This is a genomic window from Massilia sp. TS11 (genome assembly GCF_022012445.1).
Lineage (GTDB): Bacteria > Pseudomonadota > Gammaproteobacteria > Burkholderiales > Burkholderiaceae_D > Telluria.
Genome location: NZ_JAKLTS010000002.1, coordinates 250,234 through 274,099 on the forward strand (window position 1 = coordinate 250,234; position 23,866 = coordinate 274,099).

Annotated in this window: 15 protein-coding genes; 6 read left to right on the forward strand and 9 right to left on the reverse strand. The window is 65.3% G+C overall.

Annotated features, from left to right (window positions below; translation table 11 throughout):
• Positions 1–10: 10 nt before the first annotated feature.
• The 7 genes from LZ005_RS04590 to LZ005_RS04620 all read right to left on the reverse strand — a co-directional run bounded on the left by LZ005_RS04590 (position 11) and on the right by LZ005_RS04620 (position 10,266).
• Positions 11–2,821 (reverse strand): glycosyltransferase, encoded by a 2,811-nt coding sequence (locus tag LZ005_RS04590; RefSeq protein WP_237805146.1) that lies wholly within the window; start codon positions 2,819–2,821, stop codon positions 11–13.
• Positions 2,821–4,329, reverse strand: coding sequence for an FkbM family methyltransferase (locus LZ005_RS04595; protein ID WP_237805148.1), 1,509 nt, complete (start codon positions 4,327–4,329; stop codon positions 2,821–2,823). The genes LZ005_RS04590 and LZ005_RS04595 overlap by 1 nt, the downstream gene beginning before the upstream one ends.
• On the reverse strand, positions 4,326–5,543 hold the full coding sequence (locus tag LZ005_RS04600; RefSeq protein ID WP_237805150.1) for an ABC transporter ATP-binding protein: 1,218 nt from the start codon (positions 5,541–5,543) through the stop codon (positions 4,326–4,328). The genes LZ005_RS04595 and LZ005_RS04600 overlap by 4 nt, the downstream gene beginning before the upstream one ends.
• Positions 5,543–6,343 (reverse strand): ABC transporter permease, encoded by an 801-nt coding sequence (locus tag LZ005_RS04605; protein WP_237805153.1) that lies wholly within the window; start codon positions 6,341–6,343, stop codon positions 5,543–5,545. The genes LZ005_RS04600 and LZ005_RS04605 overlap by 1 nt, the downstream gene beginning before the upstream one ends.
• Positions 6,344–6,396: 53 nt before the next feature.
• The gene (locus LZ005_RS04610; RefSeq protein WP_237805155.1) at positions 6,397–7,140 is read right to left on the reverse strand and encodes a Crp/Fnr family transcriptional regulator; all 744 of its coding nucleotides are present in this window, start codon (positions 7,138–7,140) and stop codon (positions 6,397–6,399) included.
• Between the two features lie 85 nt (positions 7,141–7,225).
• Entirely contained in the window at positions 7,226–8,437 is a 1,212-nt protein-coding gene (locus LZ005_RS04615; RefSeq protein WP_237805156.1) for a tetratricopeptide repeat protein, read from the reverse strand.
• Entirely contained in the window at positions 8,434–10,266 is a 1,833-nt protein-coding gene (locus LZ005_RS04620) for a CHASE2 domain-containing protein (RefSeq protein WP_237805158.1), read from the reverse strand. The genes LZ005_RS04615 and LZ005_RS04620 overlap by 4 nt, the downstream gene beginning before the upstream one ends.
• A 212-nt stretch (positions 10,267–10,478) precedes the next feature.
• On the opposite strand from LZ005_RS04620, the gene LZ005_RS04625 reads away from it, so the two are divergent.
• Entirely contained in the window at positions 10,479–11,870 is a 1,392-nt protein-coding gene (locus LZ005_RS04625; RefSeq protein WP_237805160.1) for a FecR family protein, read from the forward strand.
• Positions 11,871–11,897: 27 nt separating this feature from the next.
• On the opposite strand, the gene LZ005_RS04630 is transcribed toward LZ005_RS04625, so the two are convergent.
• Entirely contained in the window at positions 11,898–12,155 is a 258-nt protein-coding gene (locus LZ005_RS04630) for a hypothetical protein (RefSeq protein WP_237805162.1), read from the reverse strand.
• Between the two features lie 96 nt (positions 12,156–12,251).
• On the opposite strand from LZ005_RS04630, the gene LZ005_RS21610 reads away from it, so the two are divergent.
• The 5 genes from LZ005_RS21610 to LZ005_RS04660 all read left to right on the forward strand — a co-directional run bounded on the left by LZ005_RS21610 (position 12,252) and on the right by LZ005_RS04660 (position 22,932).
• A complete protein-coding gene (locus LZ005_RS21610; protein WP_269106504.1) occupies positions 12,252–16,829 on the forward strand; it encodes a DUF4214 domain-containing protein in 4,578 nt (1,525 codons plus the stop codon).
• Between the two features lie 83 nt (positions 16,830–16,912).
• Complete coding sequence (locus LZ005_RS04645) at positions 16,913–18,136, forward strand: glycosyltransferase (protein ID WP_237805164.1); 1,224 nt, start codon at positions 16,913–16,915, stop codon at positions 18,134–18,136.
• A 188-nt stretch (positions 18,137–18,324) separates the two neighbouring features.
• Positions 18,325–20,229 carry a type I secretion system permease/ATPase gene (locus LZ005_RS04650; RefSeq protein WP_237805166.1) on the forward strand — a complete coding sequence of 635 codons (1,905 nt, stop codon included), beginning with the start codon at positions 18,325–18,327 and terminating at the stop codon, positions 20,227–20,229.
• Positions 20,230–20,240: 11 nt separating this feature from the next.
• Complete coding sequence (locus tag LZ005_RS04655; RefSeq protein ID WP_237805168.1) at positions 20,241–21,587, forward strand: HlyD family type I secretion periplasmic adaptor subunit; 1,347 nt, start codon at positions 20,241–20,243, stop codon at positions 21,585–21,587.
• 4 nt (positions 21,588–21,591) lie between these two features.
• Complete coding sequence (locus LZ005_RS04660) at positions 21,592–22,932, forward strand: TolC family outer membrane protein (RefSeq protein WP_237805170.1); 1,341 nt, start codon at positions 21,592–21,594, stop codon at positions 22,930–22,932.
• 27 nt (positions 22,933–22,959) lie between these two features.
• On the opposite strand, the gene LZ005_RS04665 is transcribed toward LZ005_RS04660, so the two are convergent.
• Positions 22,960–23,802: a sulfurtransferase gene (locus tag LZ005_RS04665; RefSeq protein WP_237805172.1), complete on the reverse strand. Its 843-nt coding sequence runs from the start codon at positions 23,800–23,802 to the stop codon at positions 22,960–22,962.
• Positions 23,803–23,866 lie beyond the last annotated feature (64 nt).

Sequence of the window (23,866 nt, forward strand, 5' to 3'; positions counted from 1 at the left end):
CTGTCAAATGTCAAGCGGGCGGCAGCGTATGGCGCCACTTTCCGCCCAGCACGCAGTCGAGCAGTTGGCCCGCGCTGTCGGCCCAGGTCAGCCAGGGCATGCCCTCCGAACGCGGCGCCGTGCCCGCGGCCAGGGCGGCCAGCCAGTCGGCCAGGGCGCCGGCCAGATCGCTGGCTTCCAGGCCGTCGAAATAGCTGGCGTGTGCACCCGTCACCTCGCGGAACACGGGCAGGCCGCGCGCCAGGATCGGCAGGCCGTGCTGGGCCGCCTCGATCAGCGGCAGGCCGAAGCCTTCGCCCTCCGAGGCCGCCAGCAGGCCGTCGCTGGCCGCATACACCTTGAGCAGCATCTCGTCCGAAATCCCTTGCAGCCAGAACAGGCGGCGCTGGTATTCGGCATGGCCGAGCGCCTTGTTCTCGAAGTCCTCCATCATCCAGCCGAGCTTGCCGACGATGACGAGGTTGACGTCGATGCCGCGCGCCCACAGCAGCTCGAAGGCGGCCAGGGCCTGGCGGTGCGCCTTGCGCGGCTCCACGGTGCCGACCATCAGCACGGTCGGGCGCGCCGCCAGCGCGGCCAGGATGCTGTCGGCCTGCTCGGGCAGACCGGTCGAGGGCTGGCTGGCGTCGATGTCGGCGCCAAGGTGGAAGGCGCCGATCCGCAGCGCCGTCGCGCGTTGCGGCGGACGCGCCTGGAGCCAGGTGTGCAGCTCGTCGGCCACCGCGCCCGAGATGCAGGTCAGGCCGTGCGCAACGCGCGCGATCGCTTCGACCCAGGTGCGGAAATCGTCTTCGGCCCCATACGGGAAGCAGTCGGGGCGCAGCAGCGGCAGGATGTCGTAGACCACGAAGTGCAGCTGCACGCCTCGCTCGGCCATCGCACGCAGGCGCGCCTCGTTCTGGTAGGTGCCTTGCATGAACAGGTCGATGCCGAGGAAGATGTCGCCGGCGCGCGCGTCGATCGGTGCGTCCTCGAGCTCGGGCGCATGCAGCTCGAGCGCGTGCGCCATCCACTGGCGCGCGTAGCGGTAGGGCGTGCCGCCGCCGCGCGTGTAGACCGGTTCGATGCGGTAGCCGGCCGGCGGCGCGTCGAGCAGGGCCATGAGAATGGCGCGCACCACGCGCTGAATGCCGGTCTTCAGGTCGCGCTGGACCATGGCCGAGACGTCCACATACAGGCGGCGCGGCAGGTTCGGCGGGGCCGCCTCGGCCACGGCCGCGGCCAGCGCCGCCATCTCGGCCGGCGTGCCCGGGCCGAGCTGGGCGACGCGCTGCAACAGGCTGGTGTAGGCCAGGCGCGGATGCTGGCGGTAGAAGCCTTCGATCGCGCCCGCATAGCGCTCGCCCACGGGAGCGGGCGCATGCTCGGCGCGCAGGTAGGCGGCGCCGGCCTGGCCAAGGCGCGCGCGCAGAGCGGCGTCGCCCCGCAGGCGCACCAGGGCCGCGCAGAGGTCGGCGTCGTCGAAGCAGTCGTCCAGTTGCAGCAGCACCGTGGACGGCAGTTCGGCCATGGCGCCATGGGCATTGGCGATGGTCGCCACGCCGGCCAGCAGGCAGTCGAGTACGGCGGCCGAGGTCTCGCCGCGGGTGGCGCTGCGCAGCTGCACGGCGGCGTCGCAGGCGGCCAGATACAGGTGGTACAGGGTGCTGTCGACATAGCCGCTGATCTTGGCGCGCGGCGCATGGGCGATCGCCTCGGTCATCTGCTGGCCATAGCGGCCGCCGTCGTTCTCGCCGACGAAGACCAGGTGGGCCTGGCTGTCGCGCGCCAGCGGCGAGGCCTGCCAGGCCGCCAGCAGGCGGTGATTGAGCTTGGTCGGGCCGAGCAGGCCGAAGCTGCAGACCAGGAAGTCGTCCTCGTTCAGACCGAGCGCGGCGCGCGCGGCGGCCCGTTCCGGCAGGGTGTTCGCGGCGCGCAGCAGCGGCAGCTGGGCCCAGCCGGTATCGGCGCCGGGGCCGTACCACTGGCAGGCCAGCTGGCGCGCGTAAGCCGAATGGACGATCACCCCGCCCGCATGGCGCAGCACGCGCTGATTGCACGGATGCGACCAGACGAAGTCGTGCAGGCCCTGGCGGGCGCGCGCCAGCAGGCCGCTGTAGCCATGCGCGTCGAAGGCGGCGCGGTCGAACACGGCGCCGCCGCCCGGGCGTTCCTGCAGGTGGTGCAGAATGTTCGACAGGTAGAAATCGTGCAGCACCACCACGCCTGGCACGCTCTCGAGCAGGGCGAACATATGGGCGTGCATCGGCGAATTGCCGATGTGGTAAAGCACGCGGTCAAAGTCTTCGGCGTGCTGCTGGAACCAGGCCACGTCGCGCACCGGCAGCTCGGCTTCGACCCACGGACAGTCGAGCTTTTCCTGGCACAGGATGACGGTGATCTCGTAGTGGCGCGCCAGTTCGGGCAGCAGTTCGGCGCTGTAGTCGGCGATGCCGGAGCGCTCGGGCGGCAGCGGCGAGACATAGGCCAGGCGCGGTTTGGCGCGCGCGTCGCTGCTTTGATCCAGCGCGGCGGCGGCCTGTTGCGGATCGAGGCCGGCATCGCTGTGGAAGATGCCATCGGCCGCATGCCGGGTCAGGCTGTAGGCGTGCAGGGCGCGCTGGGCGGCGCGGCTCCAGTGGCTGTCGCCGGCCAGCGCGGGACCGGGGGGCAGGATGCGTTCGGGCGCGATCAGCCCGGCGAAGGTGGCGCTCAGCTCGTCCAGCACCTGGGCGCTCATGGCGCCGGGTGCGAGCCAGAGTTCGTGCTGGCGGGCCGCCTCGGCAAAGGCCAGGGCCGGGCCCAGATAATCGGTATGGGGCAGGGAGATCAGCACGCGCATCAGGCAGCCTCACGCGGGGAGTGGGTCACGCGCTGCAGGTCGTCCAGCACGGCGCGCGCGTCGTGCGACAGCTCGGCACGCAACGGGTCTTCGGGTGGGGGCGGCGGCAGCGCGCTCTGGCGCGCCGGGTCGACCTTGTCGAGCACCTCCTGGGCCATGCTGTTCACGCCCGGCACATGCTGCATCAGCGGCTTGGCCACGCGGCGCGCCCAGTTCTGGGTTTTCAGCCACAGCAGCAAGCGGGTGGCGTGAGTGCGCAGGCCGCCGTGGCGCAGGCCGAGCACGAAGCGCAGCGGCGCCGTGATGCGCCAGCTGCGGCTGTGGTAGACCGCGTGCAGCTGCTGTTCGAGTTCGCCGATGCGGGCGCCGCGGGCGTCGTGGGCGGCCTGCAGGTGGGCGGCGTTCTGGTACAGCGTGCTCAGTTCGACGTGAATCGCGTCGCGCTGGGCCAGGGTCTCGGCCAGGCTGGCGCGGGTCTGGGCCAGCTCGGTCTGGGCCGCATGCAGATCCTGGCTCAGACGCTCATTGGCGTCGCCCATGTCGAGCAGGCGGGCGCGCGCCACGCTCTGGCGGCGCTGGCTGGCGGCCAGGTCTTCGCGCAGCAGGGCCAGCTGGCGCTGCGCCTCCTGTGCAGCCGCCTCGGCCTCCTGCAGGCGCGCCTCGCTGGCGCGGCGCGCCGCGTCGGCGGCCACGCTGCGTTCGATGGTGGCGGCCAGGTCGGCGCGCAGGGCCTGGTAGTCGGCGCGCGCGGCGTCGCGTTCGGCCAGGGTGCGCTGTTCGCGTTCGGCGGCCGCCTCAAGCTGGCGCCAGGCGCCATCGAGGTGCCAGCTGATGTAGGCGTCGAACACATTCGGCTGCACGGTGAAGGCTTCGGCCAGTTCCGGATGCTCGGGCGCGATGTAGTAGCGGTTCAGACCATCGAACCACACGAAGCGGTAGCCGTGGCGCGTGACCAGGGCTTCCCATTGCGCGTGATTGGTGGTGCGGCTGGCCGGTTCGGTGGCCTCGATCACCAGCACCCACGGGCGCCAGCGGCCAAAGTCCATGCCGCGCAGGACGTCGCCCTCGAAGCCCTCGACGTCGATCTTCAGGAAGTGGATGTCGCCGCGCGCGTGCTCGGCACAGATGCTGGCCAGGGTGCGCTGCTCGACCTGCACTTCGGTGGTCGCATGCCCTTCGCGTGCGATGCGGGCCGCCACTTCGGGCGTGGTGGTCGACCAGCCGCTGATGTCGGTGACGTCGTACAGGGTGATGCGGCCAGCTTTGGCGCCGGCCGCCACGGCCAGGTTGACGTCGCGCGGGCGCTGCTCGCGGAAGGCGGCCACGAAGCGCGGCAGCGGTTCGACATTGATGCCCCACCAGCCACGCTCGTAGAAGGCGCGCGTGACCGAGTGCTCGGTCGGATCGTTGGCGCCGACGTCGATGTAGAAGCCGTTCTTGATGTGCCCGAGGGCGCGCCAGAGCAGCACGTCCTCGTGGTTCTGGGCATAGGACAGGAAGTAGTTCATGGGCGCGTGATCTCGATCTGCGGATCCAGCCAGGCGGTGCCCTCGAAATACGGGCGGTGCATGTTCACGACGGTGAACACCAGGGCCAGGTCGCGCCACTCGTAGTTGTTGACCAGGTGGGTCTCGGTGCTGACGATGGCGGTCGACACCGAATAAGTGCCGGGGCCCAGGTTCATCGGGAAGGCGAAGCGATAGACCACGCGCTCGCCGGGGCTGACGTCGTCGAGCGGCTGTTCCTTCAGATGGGTATTGGTGCCGTACATGGCCTGGCCGAGCCGGTCCTTGATCATATAGCCGAGCACCATGCGCGGAATCGGCGCATGCGCGTGCACCGCCACTTCGAGCGTGACCGGGGCGCCGACGTCGACCACCTCGACCCGCTGGCCGGCGGCGTCGAGCAGGGCGATGTCGGCCACCGTCGCTTCGAGCGTGCCGCTGATGGTCTGCACCTTGCCGTGCGCGCCGACGCGCGTCTGCACGGTCTGGTTTTCGCGCTCGGCCAGCATGGCGTTGTAGTAGTCCATGATTTCTTCCGGCTTGCCCTCGCGCGCCAGGCGTCCGCCGTCGAGCAAAATGGCGCGGTCGCACACCGACTGGATGGCCTGCTTGTCGTGCGAGACCAGCAGCAGGGTGGTGCCCTGGGCGCGGTAGGCCTTGATGCGGGCGAAGCTCTTGTGCTGGAAGTAGGCGTCGCCGACCGACAAGGCCTCGTCCACGATCAGGATGTCGGGGCGGCGCGCGGTCGCCACCGAGAAGGCCAGGCGCACCTGCATGCCGCTCGAGTACACGCGCACCGGCTGGTCGATGTAGTCGCCCAGTTCGGCGAAGGCTTCGATCTCGGGCATGCGCGCCGTGATCTCCTCGGCCGTCATGCCGATCAGCTGGCCGGCCATGTAGACGTTCTGGCGCCCCGTGAAGTCGGGGTGGAAGCCCATGCCCAGTTCGAGCAGGGCGGCCACGCTGCCACCGAGGTGGACGCTGCCCGTGGTCGGCATGGTGGTGCCGGTGATCATCTTCAGCAGGGTCGACTTGCCGGCCCCGTTGATGCCGACCAGGCCGACGGCCTCGCCCGGCGCCACGTGGAAGCTGATGTCCTGCAGCACCCATTTGAGCTGGTGGCGCTGCTTGCCGCTCAACCATTCGAGCAGGCGCGCGCTGCGCGTCGAATAGATCTTGTAGGCCTTGCCCAGGCCGCTGACTTGAATCGTGCCCATCAGAGTTCGTCCACCATTTCGCCCGAGCGCTTACGGAACAAGTGCAGGCCCAGCAGGCACAGCACGAGGGCCAGCCCGGCCGGATAGAGCAGCGTCGACCAGACCGGCGCCGTGGCCTTGACGAAGATGGTCTGGTAGGCCACGGTCAGCGCGAACATCGGGTTGTAGGCCAGCAGATCGTGCACGGCCGGCGGCAGGATCGTGGCCGGGTAGACGATCGGCGTGAACCAGAACCAGAACTGCACAAAAATCTGGAAGAACTGGCCGACGTCGCGGAAGAACACATTGAGCACGCCGAGGATCATGCCCAGGCCAATCGCAAACAGCACCTGGATCAGCAGCACCGGCAGCATCGCCAGCGCGATCCAGCCGGGGAAGCTGCCGGTCAGCACGAGAAAGCCGAGAAAGAGCCCGAAGATGATGGTGAAGTTCAGCAGGGCATTGAGGATGATGATGATCGGCAGGCAGATGCGCGGGAAGTTAATCTTCTTCAGCAGATTGCCCTGTTCGAGGAACATGGTCTGGGCGCGCCCCGTGATTTCCGAGAACAGGCCCCAGGTCAGGGTGCCCGCGCACAGGTAGATCGAATAGGCGAACGGACCGGCCGCGCCCGGCAGACGGTTCTGCATCACCTGCGAAAAGATCAGGGTGTAGACGAGGATCATCGCCAGCGGGCTCAGCACAGACCAGCTGGCGCCGAGGATGGCATTGCCGTATTTCAGTTGGAACTCGCGCCGGACACTGCCGAGGATAAACCCGCGGTAGCTCCAGGCGCCTTTGAGCATGGCGGCTGGGATCATCGTAGAAATGCCAAATAAACAAGCGCCGGATTATACCGCGCTCAGCGCTGCGCTCAGGCGCTTTGGGTGAGTTTTTGCAGCGCTTCCGGGTTCAGGATGATCAGCTTGTGCGAATCCTTCTGCACGATGCCCTGCTGCTGCAGGGTCAGCAGGGCGCGCGTGACGGTCTCGCGCGAGGTGTTGATCATGTTGGCAATGTCCTGGTGGGTCGGCAGGTTTTCCACCTTGGCCGTGCCGTCCGGATTCTTCTGCTGGAGCAGGGCGATATAGGTGTAGATGCGTTTGACCGTGTTGTTAATCGACAGCAGGGCGCGGAATTCCGAGTCGCGCTGGATCTTCTGGGCCAGGTGGCGCAGCATCTGGTTGGCCACCGAGGGCGAGTGCGAGAACAGATGCAAGGCCGTGGGCGCGGGCAGGAAGGCGACCAGCACCTCGCTCATCGCGACCACCGAGGCCGAGCGCGTGGAGTTATTGATCAGCGCGATTTCGCCGAAGAAGTCGCCCGGCTGCAGCATGCGCAGGCCGATCGCGCGCCCGTCTTCGGTCACGTCGATCACCTGCAGCGAGCCGGCCAGCAGGAACAGCAGGCCATCGCCACTGCCGCCCTTGTGCAGCACCACGTCGCGCTTGGCGTACTGGCGGATGCGGATATCCTGCTTGACCTTCAGCACTTCCTCGTCCGACAGGCCGGACAGCAGGGGGATGCGGCGCAGGTGGATGTGGATATTCTGCTGGCGCGGCTCCTCCTGGAGCGCGGCCGGATCGGGCGGGCTCGGGTTGTCAGGCAGATCGGACATGGGGGCGGCGGCATTCATCGTCTTGCAGCATACATGAGGGGGACGGGCTCGGCCAAGGGCCGTGTTGCGTGCGCGTCCGGGGTGGCTAGGGGGCCTGCCATTGCCAGCTGAGTTGCACCAGACGGTTATTGTACTGAAAGATCGAGATGTTTTCGCGATTGACAAGACGGCGCACCTCGAGCTGCAGGCTCTGGCGCGGGGCGACCGGATAGGTCCAGGCGGCCCGCAGCGCATGGGTGCGCTGGGCGCGCGTGGTGTCGATCAGGCCGGCCGCATAGGCGCGCTGGCTCTGCCAGGTCTGGCGCGTGTAGGACAGGTCGATCCAGCCGGCGCCCTCGGGCAGGGCCTGGCGCAGCACCAGGCTGGCCTGCTGGCCATGGCGGTCGCCGCCCGGGCGCAGCTCATGCGCTTTGTCGTCCAGCACGCCGAAACTGGCCGTCCACTGCCGCGTTTCGGCGCGGTAATTGAGGATGGCGCGCATTTCCCAGGTATTCGTGTCGAAATGGGTGAGCGTCATGTAATCGACATGGTTGAAGCCGGCCAGCAGCTGGGCCTGCAGACTGCCGGGCAGGGGCAGGGGCGGGCCGACGCGCGCCTGCAGCTGCAGCTGGCGCTGGTAGAGCCGGCCGCCCAGGCTCATGGCGCCCAGCATGGCATTGGTGCGCACGGTCCAGGCGCCCAGGCGCCACGGGCTTTCGGTGCCGATGAACACGGAGCCGGTGTCGTACTGGTGCAGGCGGTCGTTCTTGCGCAGCGAGAACTGGGCATAGCCGACGCTGCCATTGCGCGAAATATCGCGCAGGTAATCGCCGCTGAACACCGTGTAGTGATCGGGCTTGGGCAGGAACTCGTCGGACAGGGTGATCTCGCCGCCCGTGACCTGCAGCACCGGATTGGTGGCGCCCTGGTTGACGTTGTGGTCGAGCCCGCGCGCCAGGCTGAGATTGGCCTGGCGGTGCGCATTCCAGGTGCTGCAGCCTTCGCTGCGCGCCTTGCTGATCAGGGCGCGGATGGCCGGCGACGGCTGGAAACGGCGTTCGATTTCGGCGAACAGGCGCTCGGCCTCGTCCCCGTTGCCGAGGCTGCACTGGATCAGGGCCACTTCGAGCCAGGCGCCGGCGTGGGTCGGCTCGCCTTCGATCAGGCGCTTCAGGGTTTCGTAGGCATCCTGGTTGCGGCCTTCGCTGATCGACTGCAAGGCTTCCTGGTAGAGGTCGGGCGGCACCTGCTCCTCGCCGGCGCGGGCCGTCAGGGCCAGCAGGCAGAGCAGGGCGGGCAGCAGGCGGCGCAGCATCATGCGGCCTCCGGCGTGGCCAGGGTGAACAGCTGGGTCGGCTTTTCCTTGCCGCGCAGCAGACGTTCGCCCAGGGGCAGGAACTGGTGGCGCTTGGCGCGTTCGACCGTGCCGGCGCCGATGATCACGCAATGGGGGAAGTCGCGCGCGGCCTGTTCGAGGCGCGACGCGGTGTTGACGCTGTCGCCGACGGCCGTGTAGACGCTGCGGAACTGGGTGCCGAAGTCGCCTGCCATGGCGGGGCCGGAGTCGATCCCGATGCGCACCCGCAGCGGCGGGCGGCCGGCCGCCACGCGTGCGGCCGACAGCACGGCCACGCGGCGCACGATGTCTTCGGCCGCGTCGAGCGCCAGGTCGGCGTGCTCGGCGTTCGGCAGCGGCGCGCCCCAGAACGCCACCAGGCCGTCGCCCGTGTATTTGTCGATGGTGCCGTGGCGCGTGAAGACCGGCCCGGTCAGGCAGTCGAGGAAGTCGCGCGTCAGCTTGGCCGCTTCATCCACGGGCAGTTGTTCAACCTGGGTCGTATAGCCTTCCATGTCGGCGATCAGGGTGGTGACGTCGCGCAGGCGCGGCGTGAGCGGGTCCTTGACGTCGCTGCGCAGCAGTTCGTCGACCACGGCCGGCGCCACATACTGGCGCAGAGTATCAAACAAATGGCGCGAGCGGCGCTGCGTCAGCTGCCAGTGGAAGGGCACGCCGACGGCCAGCAGCCAGGCATGGGTGGCGAGCGGGCCGGTCAGGCCGAATTCGGCATCGTGGCGGCTGACCACGAAGGCCAGGCCCATCCAGCCGGCCGCCGACAGCGCCAGCAGGCCGACATTGGCCAGGGCCGACAGGCGCGCAAACGCGAAGCTGGCCACGAGCGTCGCGGCCAGCGCATAGGCCAGCGCGATCCAGCGGCCCGGCCAGGGTGGGGGCGCGGTGCCGGCTTTCAGGTCGAGCAGGGTCGAGGTCATGGCCGCATGCACCCAGACCCCGGGCCGGTTCTCGGCCAGCGGCGTGGTGACGCGGTCGCCCAGGCCGAGCGAGGAGGAGCCGACGATGATCAGGCACTGCTGGCAGCTGGCCGGATCGATCTCTTCCTTGAGAATCTCGGCGGCCGACACCAGATAGTAGGCAGGCCAGTCGCGCTTGAGGCCGACGCGCATGAAGGCTTCGCGCGGCAGCACCAGGGAGCCGGGTCCGCTGCAGCAGTCGACCAGGGCCACGCCGAGGGTCGGATAGCGCTGGCCTCCCCAGCTGGTGAACAGCGGCAGGCGGCGCAGGGCGCCATCGGAATCGGGCACGAAGCCCAGATTGCCGACCTGGCGCGCATGCTGGACCACGCTGGCATGGTTGGCCAGGTAGCCCGTGGCGGGCACGGCCGCGGTCTGGGCGTGGGCGCTGCTGGCACCGGCCAGCTGGCCCTTGCGCAGGGGCTCCGGCCGCTCGCTGCTGTAATCGAACATCTGCGCCAGCACCAGGCGGCCGGTGCGGCTGAGTGCGGCCAGGCGCGCCTCGCCGAGCGGGTCGCTGGCGTCCTCGAGCACGATGTCGAAGGCGACCCCGCGCGCATGGTAGTGGCCGAGCAGGGTTTCGGCCAGGTCGGCCAGGCGGCCGTGCGGCCACGGCCACGGCCCGTAGGCCTGCAGACTGGCCTCGTCGATGTCGACAATCAGGATGCGCGGTTCCGGCGCCAGCGTGGTCTGCAGCTGCAAATAGCGGTCACGCACCCATTCGCCGGCGAAAAACGAGGTCGTCGGCGCCGTCCACCATTGCGCCCAGACCGTCAGTACGACCGCCATCACGGCGATCAGACTGCGGGCGATCAGGACGAAGGAGGGACGCGACATTGTGCTCGTGGGAAATATAAACGCGCAGTATAACCTTCACTGTCGTGACAGGAATGTGGCGCCAGGTCTTAAATTGTTATTAATTTGTAATTTTAGCGGGCTTTCTGGCGAACAGCAGTAAAATGTGATCGTTGTCACAGAATCCTATCCCATTGGCAGGATAATGGGAGAGAAAGGGGAAGTATATGTTGCGTGGTCTAATTACAAGTGCTGTGTTGCTGAGTATCGCTGGCCTGGCCCATGCCGGGGTGGCGGGCAAGGTCATTTTCGTGACCGGCGACGCGCAGGCCGGCGGCCGTCCCCTGCTGCTCGACGCGAAAGTGAACGAGGGCGAACTGCTGACGACGGGTAAAGACGGTTTCGTCTATATCGAAACGGTCGACGAGGGCCTGCTGGTATTGCGCGCCAATACCAAGGCGCGGATCGTCGCCTACCAGGTCGATACCAAGCAGCCGAGCAATACGCGCGTCAAGCTGGAACTGCTGTCGGGCACGGCCCGTACGAGTTCGGGCAATGCCGTCAAGCAGGCGCGCCAGAATTTCCGCTTCAATACGCCGCTGGCCGCCATCGGCGTGCGCGGCACCGATTTCACCGTCTATGCCGACCAGGACGTCACGCGCGTGACTGTCCATACGGGCGGCATCGTGATGGCCGGCTTTGGCGGCGCCTGTAATCCGGAAGGCACCGGCCCCTGCGAAGGCAATGCCAGCCGCGAGCTGTCGGCCAATCAGCGCGGCCAGCTGCTGCAATTGCAGCGCGGCCAGCTGGCGCCCCAGCTGCTGGCAGCCGGGGCGAATGCGCCCGACGCCATGTCGCCGCCGCGTTCGGACGAGCCGGTCGGCAAGCCCGGTGGCACGGCCCAGGCGCCCGTAGTGCAGCCCAACCTCGATCCGCAGAAGACCGCCGTGATCAAGGAGCAGGTCGCGAATACCCCGCCGACGCATGCGCCGACCCCGGCCCCGACCGCGGCGCCGACCCCGGCCCCGACGGCCGCGCCGACGCCCGCCCCGACCGCGGCGCCGACCCCTGCGCCGACGGTGCCGCCGACGCCCGCGCCGACACCGATCCCGACGCCGGCCCCGACGCCAGCGCCGCCGCCGCCGGACAAGGCTATTAGCTGGGGTCGCTTCCAGCCGCTGGCTGACGCCCCGGCCACGATCGATCTGGCGCAGGCCGGTATTGATAATGAGCGTTTGGCGATGAATCGTTACTACGCGCTGTTCCGCAGCCGCAGCGGGTCCGACTGGACGCCGCCCGAGCGTGGTACGGCCAGCTTTGTGCTCAAGGGAGGCGAGGCCGTCGTGCTGGATGACTACTCGTCGCGCGTTGCGTCGGCCAGCCTGTCCAATGGCAAATTGAACGTCGACTTTGGAGCGGGCAATTTCTCGACCAGCTTCGATCTGCTGGCCGCCGGCACCAGCTATCAGATGAAGGCCACCGGCACGGTCGGACCGAGCGGCATGATGTACGGTGACGGCCAGTGGAAGCCTAATAACAATATGGAAGTGACCGGGGCGCTGTTCCGCGATGGGGCGGCCTACCTGTTTGAGGGTAGGCTCAATGCCACCCAGTCTGTGCAGGGCGCGACCAGCTGGGGCAAATAGTAGTTTTTTTGCAACGGCTTTCGAAATTCAAACAGGGGCAGTGGCCCCTGTTTTTATTTGTATGTTCAAGAAACTTCCTGCGCCGCCGATGTCAGCAGGGAGGGTCGAAACAGCCGCATCCTCTCCCGCCTGTTGCCGCTCTGCTGCGGCTGCCGCGCTTCGTTTCGGAAATTCTTGCTTTCGCAAATATTCTCTCTGATAATGGCCGCGGGTTAATTTCAGTATAAAAAATACTAGGCCCAGAAGGTTTTTGATGGTCAATGTGATGCCCGTCACATTTTCCATTGAAAATCCTCTGTCACTATACGGTCCGCAGGCTCGCCGAAAGCAAGTGAGTGGCACCGCATAGTACGTTTCAACACAACCTCTTAGGAGTTATTAATGGCTACAGCATACACGTCCGCTATTCAGCAATTGTACGTGGCTTACTTCAACCGTCCTGCAGATCCGGTCGGCCTGGCATTCTGGGAAGGTCAGATCAAATCCGATGCTGACCTGCAAAAAGTGATTACCTCGTTCTCGAAAGAGAAAGAGTACACGGACGCGTACGCCAATATGTCGACCGCCCAGACCATCAACCAGGTTTACCTGAACCTGTTCGGCCGTCCGGCTGACACCGGTGGCCTGCTGTACTGGGCTAACAAGCTGACCGATCCGACCTCGGGCCTGACCATCGCCAACATGGTTGCCGAGATCACCAAAACCGCCGTGGGCACCGACGCCACCGCGATGAAGAACAAGACCACTGCCGCCGTGAACTTCACGAACGCTCTGGATTCGGGCGACAAGATCGTCGCTTACAACAGCGCTTCCGTCGCTACCGCCAAAGGCTACATCGCTAGCGTGACGACCGACGCTTCGCTGGCTACCGCGACCACCAACCTGTCGGCCACGATCACCACGGTCCTGACCCAAGGTAACCCGGACGCCGCCAAAGAAGCCGTGGCCCTGACCACCGCTGCTGCCGCTGCTACCGCCGCTTCGGACGCCCTGACCGCCGCCACCACCAAGGTTGCTGCTGCTCAGACCGCCGCTGCCGCTGTGAAGACCGCGCAGACCACCGAAGCCGCTGCCAAGGTCACCGCTGACAAGACCGACGCAAGCGCTCTGGCTGCTGTGACCACCGCCAAGGCACAAGCTGTGACCGATGCGGACACCGCCAACAAGGCCGCTATCCAAGCAGTGACGGACGCTCAGAAAGCCCTGAACGACGCCATCGCTTCGGGCGACGCTACCGCTGTGTCGACCGCGAACGGCAAACTGCTGATCGCTCAGAGCAACGCCACCACTGCCGCCAAGGCCCTGGCCGACGCCAACAGCGCCTACACGACCGCCAAGGCCGCTTCGGACGCTGCTGCTGCTGACGACAAAGCCTATGTGGACGCCCAGGCTGCTACCGCCAAGGCCGTGACCGACGCTGACACCGCCAGCAAGGCCGCTGTTGCTGCTGCCGCTGACGCGCAGACCAAGGCTGCTCTGTACGTGACCGCCGCTGCTGCCACCAAGTCGACCACCACCGACGACACCGCTGCTGCAACCGCCAAGGCCAGCGCCGACAAGTCCGTGACCGACGCTGCTGCTGCCAAGGCCGTGTCCGACGCCATCCTGAACGAAGCCGCTGCTGTCAAAGCTACCGCTGACGCCCTGGCCGCCTACAACACTGCCAAGACCAAAGCCGACACCGACAGCGCCGCTGCTGGCCAAGCCACGACCGACGCCACGAACGCCCTGGGCGCCGTGAACTCGAAAGTGACCGCCCAGACCGCCATCGACAAAGCCAAGGCCGAGCAGACCGCTGCCACGACCGCCGCCAGCTCGGCTGCCGCTCTGAAGCAAGCTGCTGACGCTTACGCTGCTGCTGCTGCCAAGACCGCTTCGACCTCGGACGATACCGACGCTGCTGCCGCAGTCAAGTACGCCCAAGGCCTGGTGGACGCTGCTGCAACCGCCAAAACCAGCGGCGACACCCACCTGTCGACCGCCACCCCGCTGCCGGCCAAGTACGACCCGCTGACCCTGAAGCTGACCACCGGCGCTGACACCGTCACCGGCGGCCTCGGCAACGACACCTTCGACGCAGGTACCAACAACTCGCTGACCACCTTCGACAACATCGACGGCGGCGACGGCGTGGACACCCTGAACGTCCTGACCTCGAACACGACCCTGCCGGGCCTGCTGACGGTCAAGAACGTCGAAGTCGTCAACGTCAACACCACCGGCGCTGGCTACACCGCTGACATGAGCGGCTTCACCGGCCTGACCAATGCCACCATCAACGCTTCGGACACCGGCGCTAACCTGGTCGATCTGAAAGTCGGTGCTGGCGTCGCTTCGTCGGTCACCAACCTGGGCACCAACGGCGTGAAGATCGCTGGCGGCAGCACCCAGACCGTGAGCAGCTCGGGCGGCAACATCACCCTGTCGGGCGCTACCGGCAACATCTCCGTGTCGGGTTCGGCTGTGGGTGCTAGCACCACCAGCATCGACGGCGGCAAAGACATCGTCTACAGCGGCACCGGCGTGACCACCGGCGCTGTGACCGTGGGCGCTACCACCGCCGCCAGCGGCGTGGTGTCGATCACCGCTGCTGCCAAGGCTGACAATGCTGGCGCCACCAACATGGGCGCGATCAATGTCACCGGCGGCACCACCGTGTCCGTGACCCAGTCGGCTTCGCAGTCGACCGCCAACGGCGTGGGCGACGTTGCCCAAGGTAGCGTGACCGTGACCGGTACCTCGGCCACCACCTCGGTGACCGTCAAGCAGACCGCTGCTGCCGCTGCTGTGAAGGAAGCCTTCACCGCGACCTTCGCTGGCGCCACCACGGCCGGCCAGACCATCACCTTCGACGGTCAGACCTACACCAGCGCCGGTACCGCCAGCGCCACCGCCACCGCCACCGCTTTCGTGGCTTACTACAACGCTCAGGCTGGTATCACCTGGGACGCTGTGGACAACGGCGACGGCACGGTCAAGTTCACCAACAAGACCGCCAAGGCGATCACGGATGCAGTGGCCACCGACTTCGGCGGCACCGCAACCAACAAGGTGACCTCGGTCTCGACCGGCACCCAAGGTAAGAGCGCCATCACCACCGGCACCGTGACCATCTCCGACGCCAACGCATCGGATGCCACCAAGGCCAACACCATCACCTCGGTGACTCTGGACGGCTACAACACGACCAACATCAACAGCAACAATCTGCAGAGCCTGACTCTGAAGAACTCGACTGCTGGTGTGACCGTGACCGACCAGGCTACCACCAAGGCTGACAAGCTGACCGTGACCATCGACGGCACCAAGTCGGGCGCTACGCTGACCGACGCCACCGTCAAGACCCTGACCGTGACCGCCGCTTCGGCTTCGGCCCTGAACGTGACCGGCGCTGCCGTGACCGCTCTGACCGTGAATGGTTCGGCTGTGTCGACCCTGACCGGTTCGACCCTGGGCGCTGTCAAGACCATCACCGTGTCGGGTACCGGCGCTGGTATGACGGCTGACGTGAGCGGCATGGGCAGCCTGACCTCGGTGGACGCTTCGGCTTCGACCGGCACCAACACGATGACCGTCAAGGCCGACCAGACCTCCTACAAAGGCGGTTCGGGTGCCAGCGTGATCACCATCGCTGTTGACGCCTCCAAGGCCGTCGCTGCTGGTTCGGGTACGTCGGACGTGCTGGTGGCTAACGCCGCTGGTGCTACCTTCACCGCTGCCAACACCGGCGCGAACGTGTCGGGCTTCGAAACCCTGCGTATGGGCGCCGCCTCGACCGGCACCTACAACATGTCGGTGTTCTCGGGCGTGAAGACGATCGAAGCCGCTGCTGGCGCTGGCGCCCTGACGTTCTCGAACGTCGCCGCCGGTACCGGTCTGCTGCTGAGCGCAGCTCCGGGTCAGAACGTGACCTACAACCTGGTCAACGACACTGGTACGGCTGACGCTGTGGCCATCACCCTGGCTGCTTCGACCTCGAACGGTATCAACTTCTCCGGCAAGACCGTTGACGTGGGTAACATCGAGAGCGTGACGATCAACTCGCAAGGTACTGGCAAGGCTGGCACCGCCAACCAGCTGGCACTGACCGACGGCGTCGCCACCAGCCTGACCGTGAACGGCGCTGAAAGCCTGACGCTGACCGGCCTGGCAGGTAACACGCTGAAGACTGTGACCTCGAACCTGGCCAAGGGCCTGACCCTGGACATGACCGGTGTCACCCTGACGACCGCTGGTTCGACCGTGACGGCTGCTGACGGCATCCTGAAGTTCACCGACGCTGGTCTGGCCGCTGGCAAGACCGACACCATCACTGCAGGCAATGGCGACAACGTGATCAAGATCACCGCCGCTACCGCCTTCAACTCGATCGTGACCCTGGGCAACGGCGCCAACAACGTCGACCTGTCCACCGCGACCGGTGGTGTGCAGAAGGTGACCGTCGGTTCCGGCGACAACGTCATCAAGACCGGCGCTGGCGCCGACGTCATCACCGTGGGTGCTGGTACCAACACCATCACCGGCGGCGCTGGCGCCGACACCTTCAACCTGTCGGGCAAAGCCAACACCCTGGTGTTCGCTGCTGGTGACACTGGCACCAACAACGCCACTGTGACCCAGACCAACGAACTGACCAGCACCTTCGACATCGTCAAAGGCGCTGTGGCTGGTGACAAGATCGATCTGTCGGCTCTGGCCACGTCGATCACCGGTGGTCTGGTGCTGGCTGGTACCAACCTGGCCGCACAAGATCAGAAGATCGTGTTCGTGACCGGTACCTACGACGCCACCAACGGCTCGTTCACCTACTCGGCCAGCGGCAACGACACCGCCATCACCTGGGATACGGACGCTTCGGGCGCCGTGTCGGGTCAGACCATCATCCTGGTTGGCTTCCACGCCACGACCTCGGGTGCTGGCGCGACCTCGATCGCTGCCAACGTCATCACCCTGGGTTAATCCCGGTGCAGGGGCGGCGGTTCACGCCGCCCTTCATGAAAGCCAGGCTTCGGCCTGGCTTTTTTTATTGAGGCTTGTGCATCATGCAGATTCTCTTTGTCCACCAAAACTTCCCGGCCCAGTTCCGGCACCTGGCGCCGGCTGTGGCGGCGCGCGACGGTCACGCCGTGCATGCGCTTGGGCTGCATTTTCCGCAAGGGCAGTGGATGGGGGTGCACGTGCACCACTACGCGTGCGACGCGAGCGCCGCGCGCCCGGTGCATCCGTGGCTGGGGGAAGTGGCGCCGAAGCTGCTGCGTGCTGAAGCCGGTTGGCAGGCCGCACGCCAGCTGCGTGCGCAGGGCCTGATGCCCGAACTGATCTACGCCCACCCGGGCTGGGGCGACAGCCTGTTCCTGCGTGAGGTCTGGCCGCAGGCCCGTTTGCGCCTGTACTGTGAATACCATTACCCGCTGGCCGGTGGTGAGCTCGATTTCGATCCGGAGTTTGCAGCGAACATGCCCGACCTGGCGATCCGCATGCGTCTTAGAAACCTCAGCAATACCCTGAGCTTTGAGCAAGCCGAAGCCGGATTAGCGCCCACCCATTGGCAGGCGCAGCAGTTTCCGGAGAGCTTCCGTTCCCGCATCCAGGTGATCCACGATGGCATCGACAGCATGCGCTACCGTCCGCGCGCCGACGTGGCCTTGGCCATTCCCGGCCTCGGCACCTTGACCCGCGCAGACGAAGTCATCACGTTTGTCGCCCGCACGCTCGAGCCCTACCGGGGCTACCACAGCTTCATGCGCAGCCTGCCTGCGCTGCTGGCCGCGCGGCCCCGGGCGCAAGTCTTGATCGTCGGTGCCGACGAAGGCGGTTACGGGCCGCGCCCGCCGTCAGGACAGAGCTGGAAGCAAATCTTCGCACTGGAAGTGCTGTCCGCCATGCCAGAGGCGGACCAGCGCCGCATCCATTTCCTCGGCACCTTGGCGCCAGACGCCTATCTGGCTGTGCTGCAGTTGTCGCGCGTGCATGTCCACCTCAGCTATCCCTTCGTTCTCTCGTGGAGCTTGCTGGAGGCCATGAGTTGTGGCTGCGCCGTGGTGGCCAGCGACACCGCGCCCGTGCGCGAGTGTATCGCGGCCGGTGAGCAGGGCCTTCTGGTCGATTTCTTCGATTATGCCGGTCTGGCGCAGTCGGTTCAAACATTGCTCGACGACCGCGCCTTTGCTGACCAGCTTGGCGCCCGGGCGCGCGCGCGTGTCGAGGCGGACTACGACCTGCATCGGGTCTGTCTTCCGGCACAGTTGGAATGGCTTGAAAATTAGAAAGCTTTCGTTTCTGACATTGCTTTGTGATGTAGATCACATTTTTGTTGACTCAATTGAGGATAATGCTTATCCTTGCTCCGTGCCTGAGTTTGACTTAGCGTCACCTCACTCACAATTCCCACCGGCCACCGCTGCCGGGCGGTTGTCAAACTGAACGGTCGCGCACGCCTGTGCGCTGGAGTGTTATGTTTCCATTTAAGAAAGCTGGTCCCGGTTTCGGGAAGGACAGCAATGAAGTCCTCGACGCCCTCAAGGGCTTCAAGAGCGCATTCCGTACGGTCGCCGTATTCAGCGCAGTCATCAATTTCCTGATGCTCGCGCCCTCGCTCTATATGCTGCAGGTGTACGACCGCGTGCTGCAGAGCCAAAACGAAATCACCCTGCTGATGCTGACGCTGATGATTCTGGTGGCCTATCTGATGATGGGCGGGCTGGAACTGATGCGCAGCTTTGTGCTCGTGCGCGTAGGCGCCCAGTTCGACATGATCTTGAATAAGCGTGTCTACACGGCGGCGTTTGAACAGAATCTGAAGCGCATCGGCAGCAATGCCGGTCAGGCCCTCAGCGACCTGACCCAGCTGCGCCAGTTTCTGACTGGGAATGCGCTGTTTGCTCTGTTCGATGCCCCTTGGTTCCCGATCTATCTGGTCGTGATCTTCCTGTTCGAGCCGCAGTTAGGCGTCTTTGCACTGGTCGGCACCCTGATTCTCGTGGTGCTCGCGTATGTGCAGGAAAAAGTGTCGAAAGATCCGATCGCCGAAGCCAACAAGATGTCCATTATTTCGGGCAATCTGGCGACGAATAATCTGCGGAACGCAGAAGTCATCGAATCGATGGGCATGCTGCCGAACCTGCAACGCCGCTGGTTCAAAATGCATCAGGAATTCCTGCGCCTGCAGGCCGAAGCAAGCGAGAAATCGGGCCTGGTCGGCGCGGCCACGAAATTTGTCCAGGTGTCGCTGCAGTCGCTGGTGCTGGGCATTGGCGCGTTGCTGGTGCTGGAACACAAGATGACCCCGGGCATGATGATCGCGGCGACGATTCTTGTCGGTAAAGCACTGCAGCCTGTTCAGCAGGTGATTGCGGTCTGGAAGTCGGTCAGCTCCGTGCGCTTTGCCTATGAACGGCTGGTGGCGCTGCTCTCCGAAAATCCGCCGCGTCAAACCGGGATGGAATTGCCTGCACCGAAGGGTGGGCTGGCGGTGGAAGCCGTCACGGCCGGTCCTCCGGGGTCCAACATCGCCGTCGTTAAAGGCCTGAGTTTCTCGATTCAGTCCGGCGATGTGTTGGGCGTGATTGGTCCGAGCGGCAGTGGTAAATCGACCCTGGCGCGCCTGCTGGTCGGTGTCTGGCATTCGCAAATCGGCCATGTGCGCCTGGATGGCGCTGACATCTATCGCTGGAACAAAGATCAGCTCGGTCCGCATATCGGCTACCTTCCGCAAGATATTGAACTGTTTGCCGGGACCGTCGCGGAGAATATCGCCCGTTTCGGCGAGATCGATGCCGATAAAGTCGTGCTGGCGGCGCAGCGTGCCGGTGTCCACGAGATGATTCTGCATCTGCCGAAAGGTTACGATTCCCCGCTCGGCGACGGCGGCGCCGGTCTGTCCGGTGGCCAGAAACAGCGCCTGGCGCTGGCCCGCGCCCTGTACGGCGACCCGGCACTGATCGTGCTGGACGAGCCCAATTCCAATCTGGATGAGGCAGGCGAGCAATCGCTGGTGAACGCGGTCTTCCAGTTGCGTCAGATGGGCAAGACCATCGTAATGATCACCCATCGCCCGAATGTGTTGGGCGTGACGACCAAGCTGCTGGTGATGAAGGACGGCCAATTGGCCTTGTTCGGCGGCACGCAGGCTGTACTTGATCACATCAATAAGAGCCAGGCGGAAGCACAGGCTCAAGCCCAGGCCCAAGCCCAAGCCCAAGCGCAGGCCCAAGCGCAGGCGCAGGCCCGTGCGCTGGCCGAGCAGCAGACCGCCACCCACGCGGTCGACGCGGAAGAGGCCAAGGCAACGGCACTGCAAGCCGATGATGAAGCGCGTCTGGCCGCCGAATCGGCCGCCGAGAAAACCGGACAGGAATAAGCATGAAACTAATGAAACGTGAATCCGCGAGCGATGTCGTCTCGCAGGACGTGGCGCCGCTGACGGTCAGCACTGATGCGCGTCCGTATAGCCGCCTCGGTTGGGGCATCGTACTCGGTGGCGTGCTCGGCTTCCTCATCTGGGCTTGCGTGGCGCCGCTCGACAAAGGTGTGCCCGTCAGCGGCACCCTCAGTGTGGATAGCAATCGCAAGGCGATCCAGCATCAGCAGGGCGGTATCGTCGATGATGTCCTGGTCAAGGATGGCGATATTGTCAAGGCCGGGCAGGTCCTGGTGAAGATGAATGCCTCCATCCCGCGCGCCAACTTCGAAGCGGCGTTTGCCCAGTACATGAGCATGGCGGCGACGGCTGCCCGCCTGACGGCCGAGCGTGACGGTGCGAAGGAGATCAGTTTCCCGGCCGACATGCTGAGTGCGAAGAATGATCCAAAGGTGGCTGAGGTGATGTCGGTGCAGCGCCAGCTGTTCGTCACGCGTCAGGCTGCGCTGCAGTCGGAGTTGTCTGCCGCTGATGAGAACATCGCCGGGCTGCGCGTGCAGATCGCCGGCCTGAAGGACATGTCCGAATCCAAGCGCGGTCAGCTCAAGCTGATGAAAGAGCAGCTCGATGGCCTGCGGGACCTGTCCAAGGATGGCTTCGTCGCGCGTAACCGCTTGCTTGAGCTGGAGCGCAATTACCTGCAGCTGGAAAGCGCCGTGAACGAGGATCGCATGAACATGGCCCGTCTGGAGCGTCAAGCCGCCGAGGTCGCGCTGCGCCGCGGTCAACGCGCCCAGGAATTCCAGCGTGAAGTGCGCACTCAGTTGGCCGATATGCAGCGTGAGGCCGACATGGCGGGCGCACGCGTGGCCGCCGCCAAGTTCGAGCTGAACAATGTTGAAGTGAAGTCCCCGGTTGACGGCGTCGTCATGGGTGTGGCCGTATTCACCAAAGGCGGCGTGGTGCCCGGTGGCGCCCGTCTGATGGATGTGGTGCCGACGGCCGACGCGTTGACGGTGGAAGGCGAAGTTCCCGTGAATATGATCGATCGCGTTCATCCGGACATGAAGGTCGAGATGATGTTCTCGGCGTTCAATACGAACTCGACGCCCCATATTCCTGGCGTCATCACGACCGTGTCGGCTGACCGTTTCGTCAACGAACACAACGGTGCGCCTTACTACAAACTGAAGGCCAAGGTCACGCCGGAAGGCATGCGTGTCATCGCCGCCAGGAAGCTGCAGCTGCGCCCGGGTATGCCGGTCGAGGTGTTCGTCCACACCGGTGAGCGCACGATGATGAATTACCTGCTCAAGCCGATCTTCGACCGTGCCAAGACGTCGATGTCCGAGGAGTAAGACGATGCGCCAACCTTTTGCAATGCGTGCCACGCGCCTGGCTGTCGGCCTGGCGCTGGCCCTGGGCGGTAGCCAGATGGCGCAGGCCATCGGTCTGCAGCAGGCGCTCGAACTGGCCATGAAGAATGACCCGACCTACCGCGCCGCGATATTCGAAAACGCGGCGGGTCAGGAGAATCGTGCCTTGGGCCGTGCCAATTTGCTGCCGCAGCTCTCTTACAGCTACTCGGCAAGCCGGAATCGTGCCGATCAGGAGGCCGATTCCCTGTATGGCCGCAGTACCACGCACCCGCAGTACATGAGCCGTTCGTCCTATCTGAGCTTGCGTCAGCCGTTGGTCAATGACGAAGGCCTGGCGCGCTTCCGTCAGGGTCGCCTGCAGGCTGACCTGTCCGATGCAGTATTCGCCAGCCGTGCGCAGGATCTGATCCTGCGCCTGGTCGGCGCCTACATCGAGGCCCTGTTTGCGGAAGAGCAGTTGCGGCTCTCGACGGCCCAGCGTAATTTCTACGCCGAGCAGAAGCTGGTGAATGAGCGTTCCTTCGCTTCTGGTGAGGCGGCCCGTACCGATGTGCTGGAAACCCAGGCCAAGCTCGATACGGCCGAAGCCCAGGTGCTCGAGGCCCAGGACAATGTGCGCGCCACCCGTCTGGCTCTGGGCCAGATCATCGGCAAGGAGGTCGACGGCGTCGACAAACTGGCCGAGGGCTTCAAGGCCGTGGCCGTGGACGACAAGTTCAGCGACTGGAGCGAGCGTGCGCGCCGCCTCAATCCCGACATCGTCGCCCAGAATTATTCGGTGGAACTTGCCCAGCAGGAGATCGCCCGCGCCAAGGCCGGCCACCAGCCGCGCATCGATTTTGTGGCCAGCTACGGCAAGGGCAGTTCCGAGACCATCAACACCTACAACCAGGACACCACCTCGCGCAGTGTCGGCGTGCAGATCCAGGTGCCGCTGTTTTCGGGCGGCGCGGTCAGCGCCAGTGCGCGCCAGGCCGTGGCTAACAAGGAAAAGAGCCTGGCCGATCTGCAGGCGCGCGTCGACAAAGTGATGCTTGATTTGCGCAAGGCCTACGACACCGTGGTCAGTTCGACGGCCAAGGTGGCGGCGCTGGAAAAGGCGGTGGCCTCGTCCACGCTGCTGGTGGAAGCGACCGAGAAAAGCATCAAGGGCGGCGTGCGCATCAACCTGGATCTGCTGAATGCCCAGACCCAGCGTTTCCAGAACCTGCGCGACCTGTCGCAGGCCCGCTTCAACTACCTGGTGAACCTGATGCGCTTGCGCGCCGGGGCTGGCGCGCTCGGTCCAGCCGACGTCAAGGAAATCGCGGCCTTCTTCCGCTGACAAAAACCGGGGCCCGACCCCGGTTTTTTATTTGAGCGCGCAGTGCGGGCAGGATTGGCCGAGCACGTAGTCGGGCGACAGCTGCTCGCGCGGGGTGACCACGGCGCGGCAGGCGAAGCACTGCACGGTTTCGGTCGGCTCCAGGCGCGGATTGAGGGCCGTGCGGTAGTCGAACACGAAGCAGTCGCCATCGTAGTGGGCGCCGCCGACTTCCTCGAAATACTTGAGAATGCCGCCTTCGAGCTGGTAGACGTGGTCCATGCCGATGTTCTGCATGTGGATGGCGGCTTTTTCGCAGCGGATGCCGCCCGTGCAGAAGCTGACCACGGTCTTGCCGGCAAAGTCCTGCTTGTGCGCGGCGATCACCTCGGGGAACTCGGTGAACTTCTGCAGCCGGTAGTCGACCGTGTTGTGGAAGGTGCCCACGTCGACCTCATAGTCATTGCGCGTATCGAGCATCACCACCGGGCGGCCCGCGTCGTCGACGCCGGCATCGAGCCAGCGTTTCAGGGTCTGCGCATCGACGCTCGGGGCGCGGCCTTCCTCGGGCTTAATCAAGGGCATGCGCATGGTGATGATTTCCTGCTTCAGCTTCACCAGCATGCGCTTGTGCGACTGCTCGCGCGAATAGCTGTACTTGACCTCGATATCGGCAAAGCGCGCATCGCTGCGCAGCCAGTCCAGATACTCGCCGATGGCCGCCTGCGTCCCCGACAGGAACATATTGATGCCTTCCGGCGTCAGCAGAATCGTGCCCTTCAGACCGAGGCGGGCGCAGATATCCTGGTAGCGCGGGCGTTGGGCTTGCGTGTCATCGAAGCTGATGAATTTATAGGCGGCGATGTTGACGTAGGGGGCGGCGTGCGACATGGGTTTTCCTTTTCCGAACCTGCCATTATAGCGCCGCCGGCGCGCCCGGCTCGCGGTAAAATAG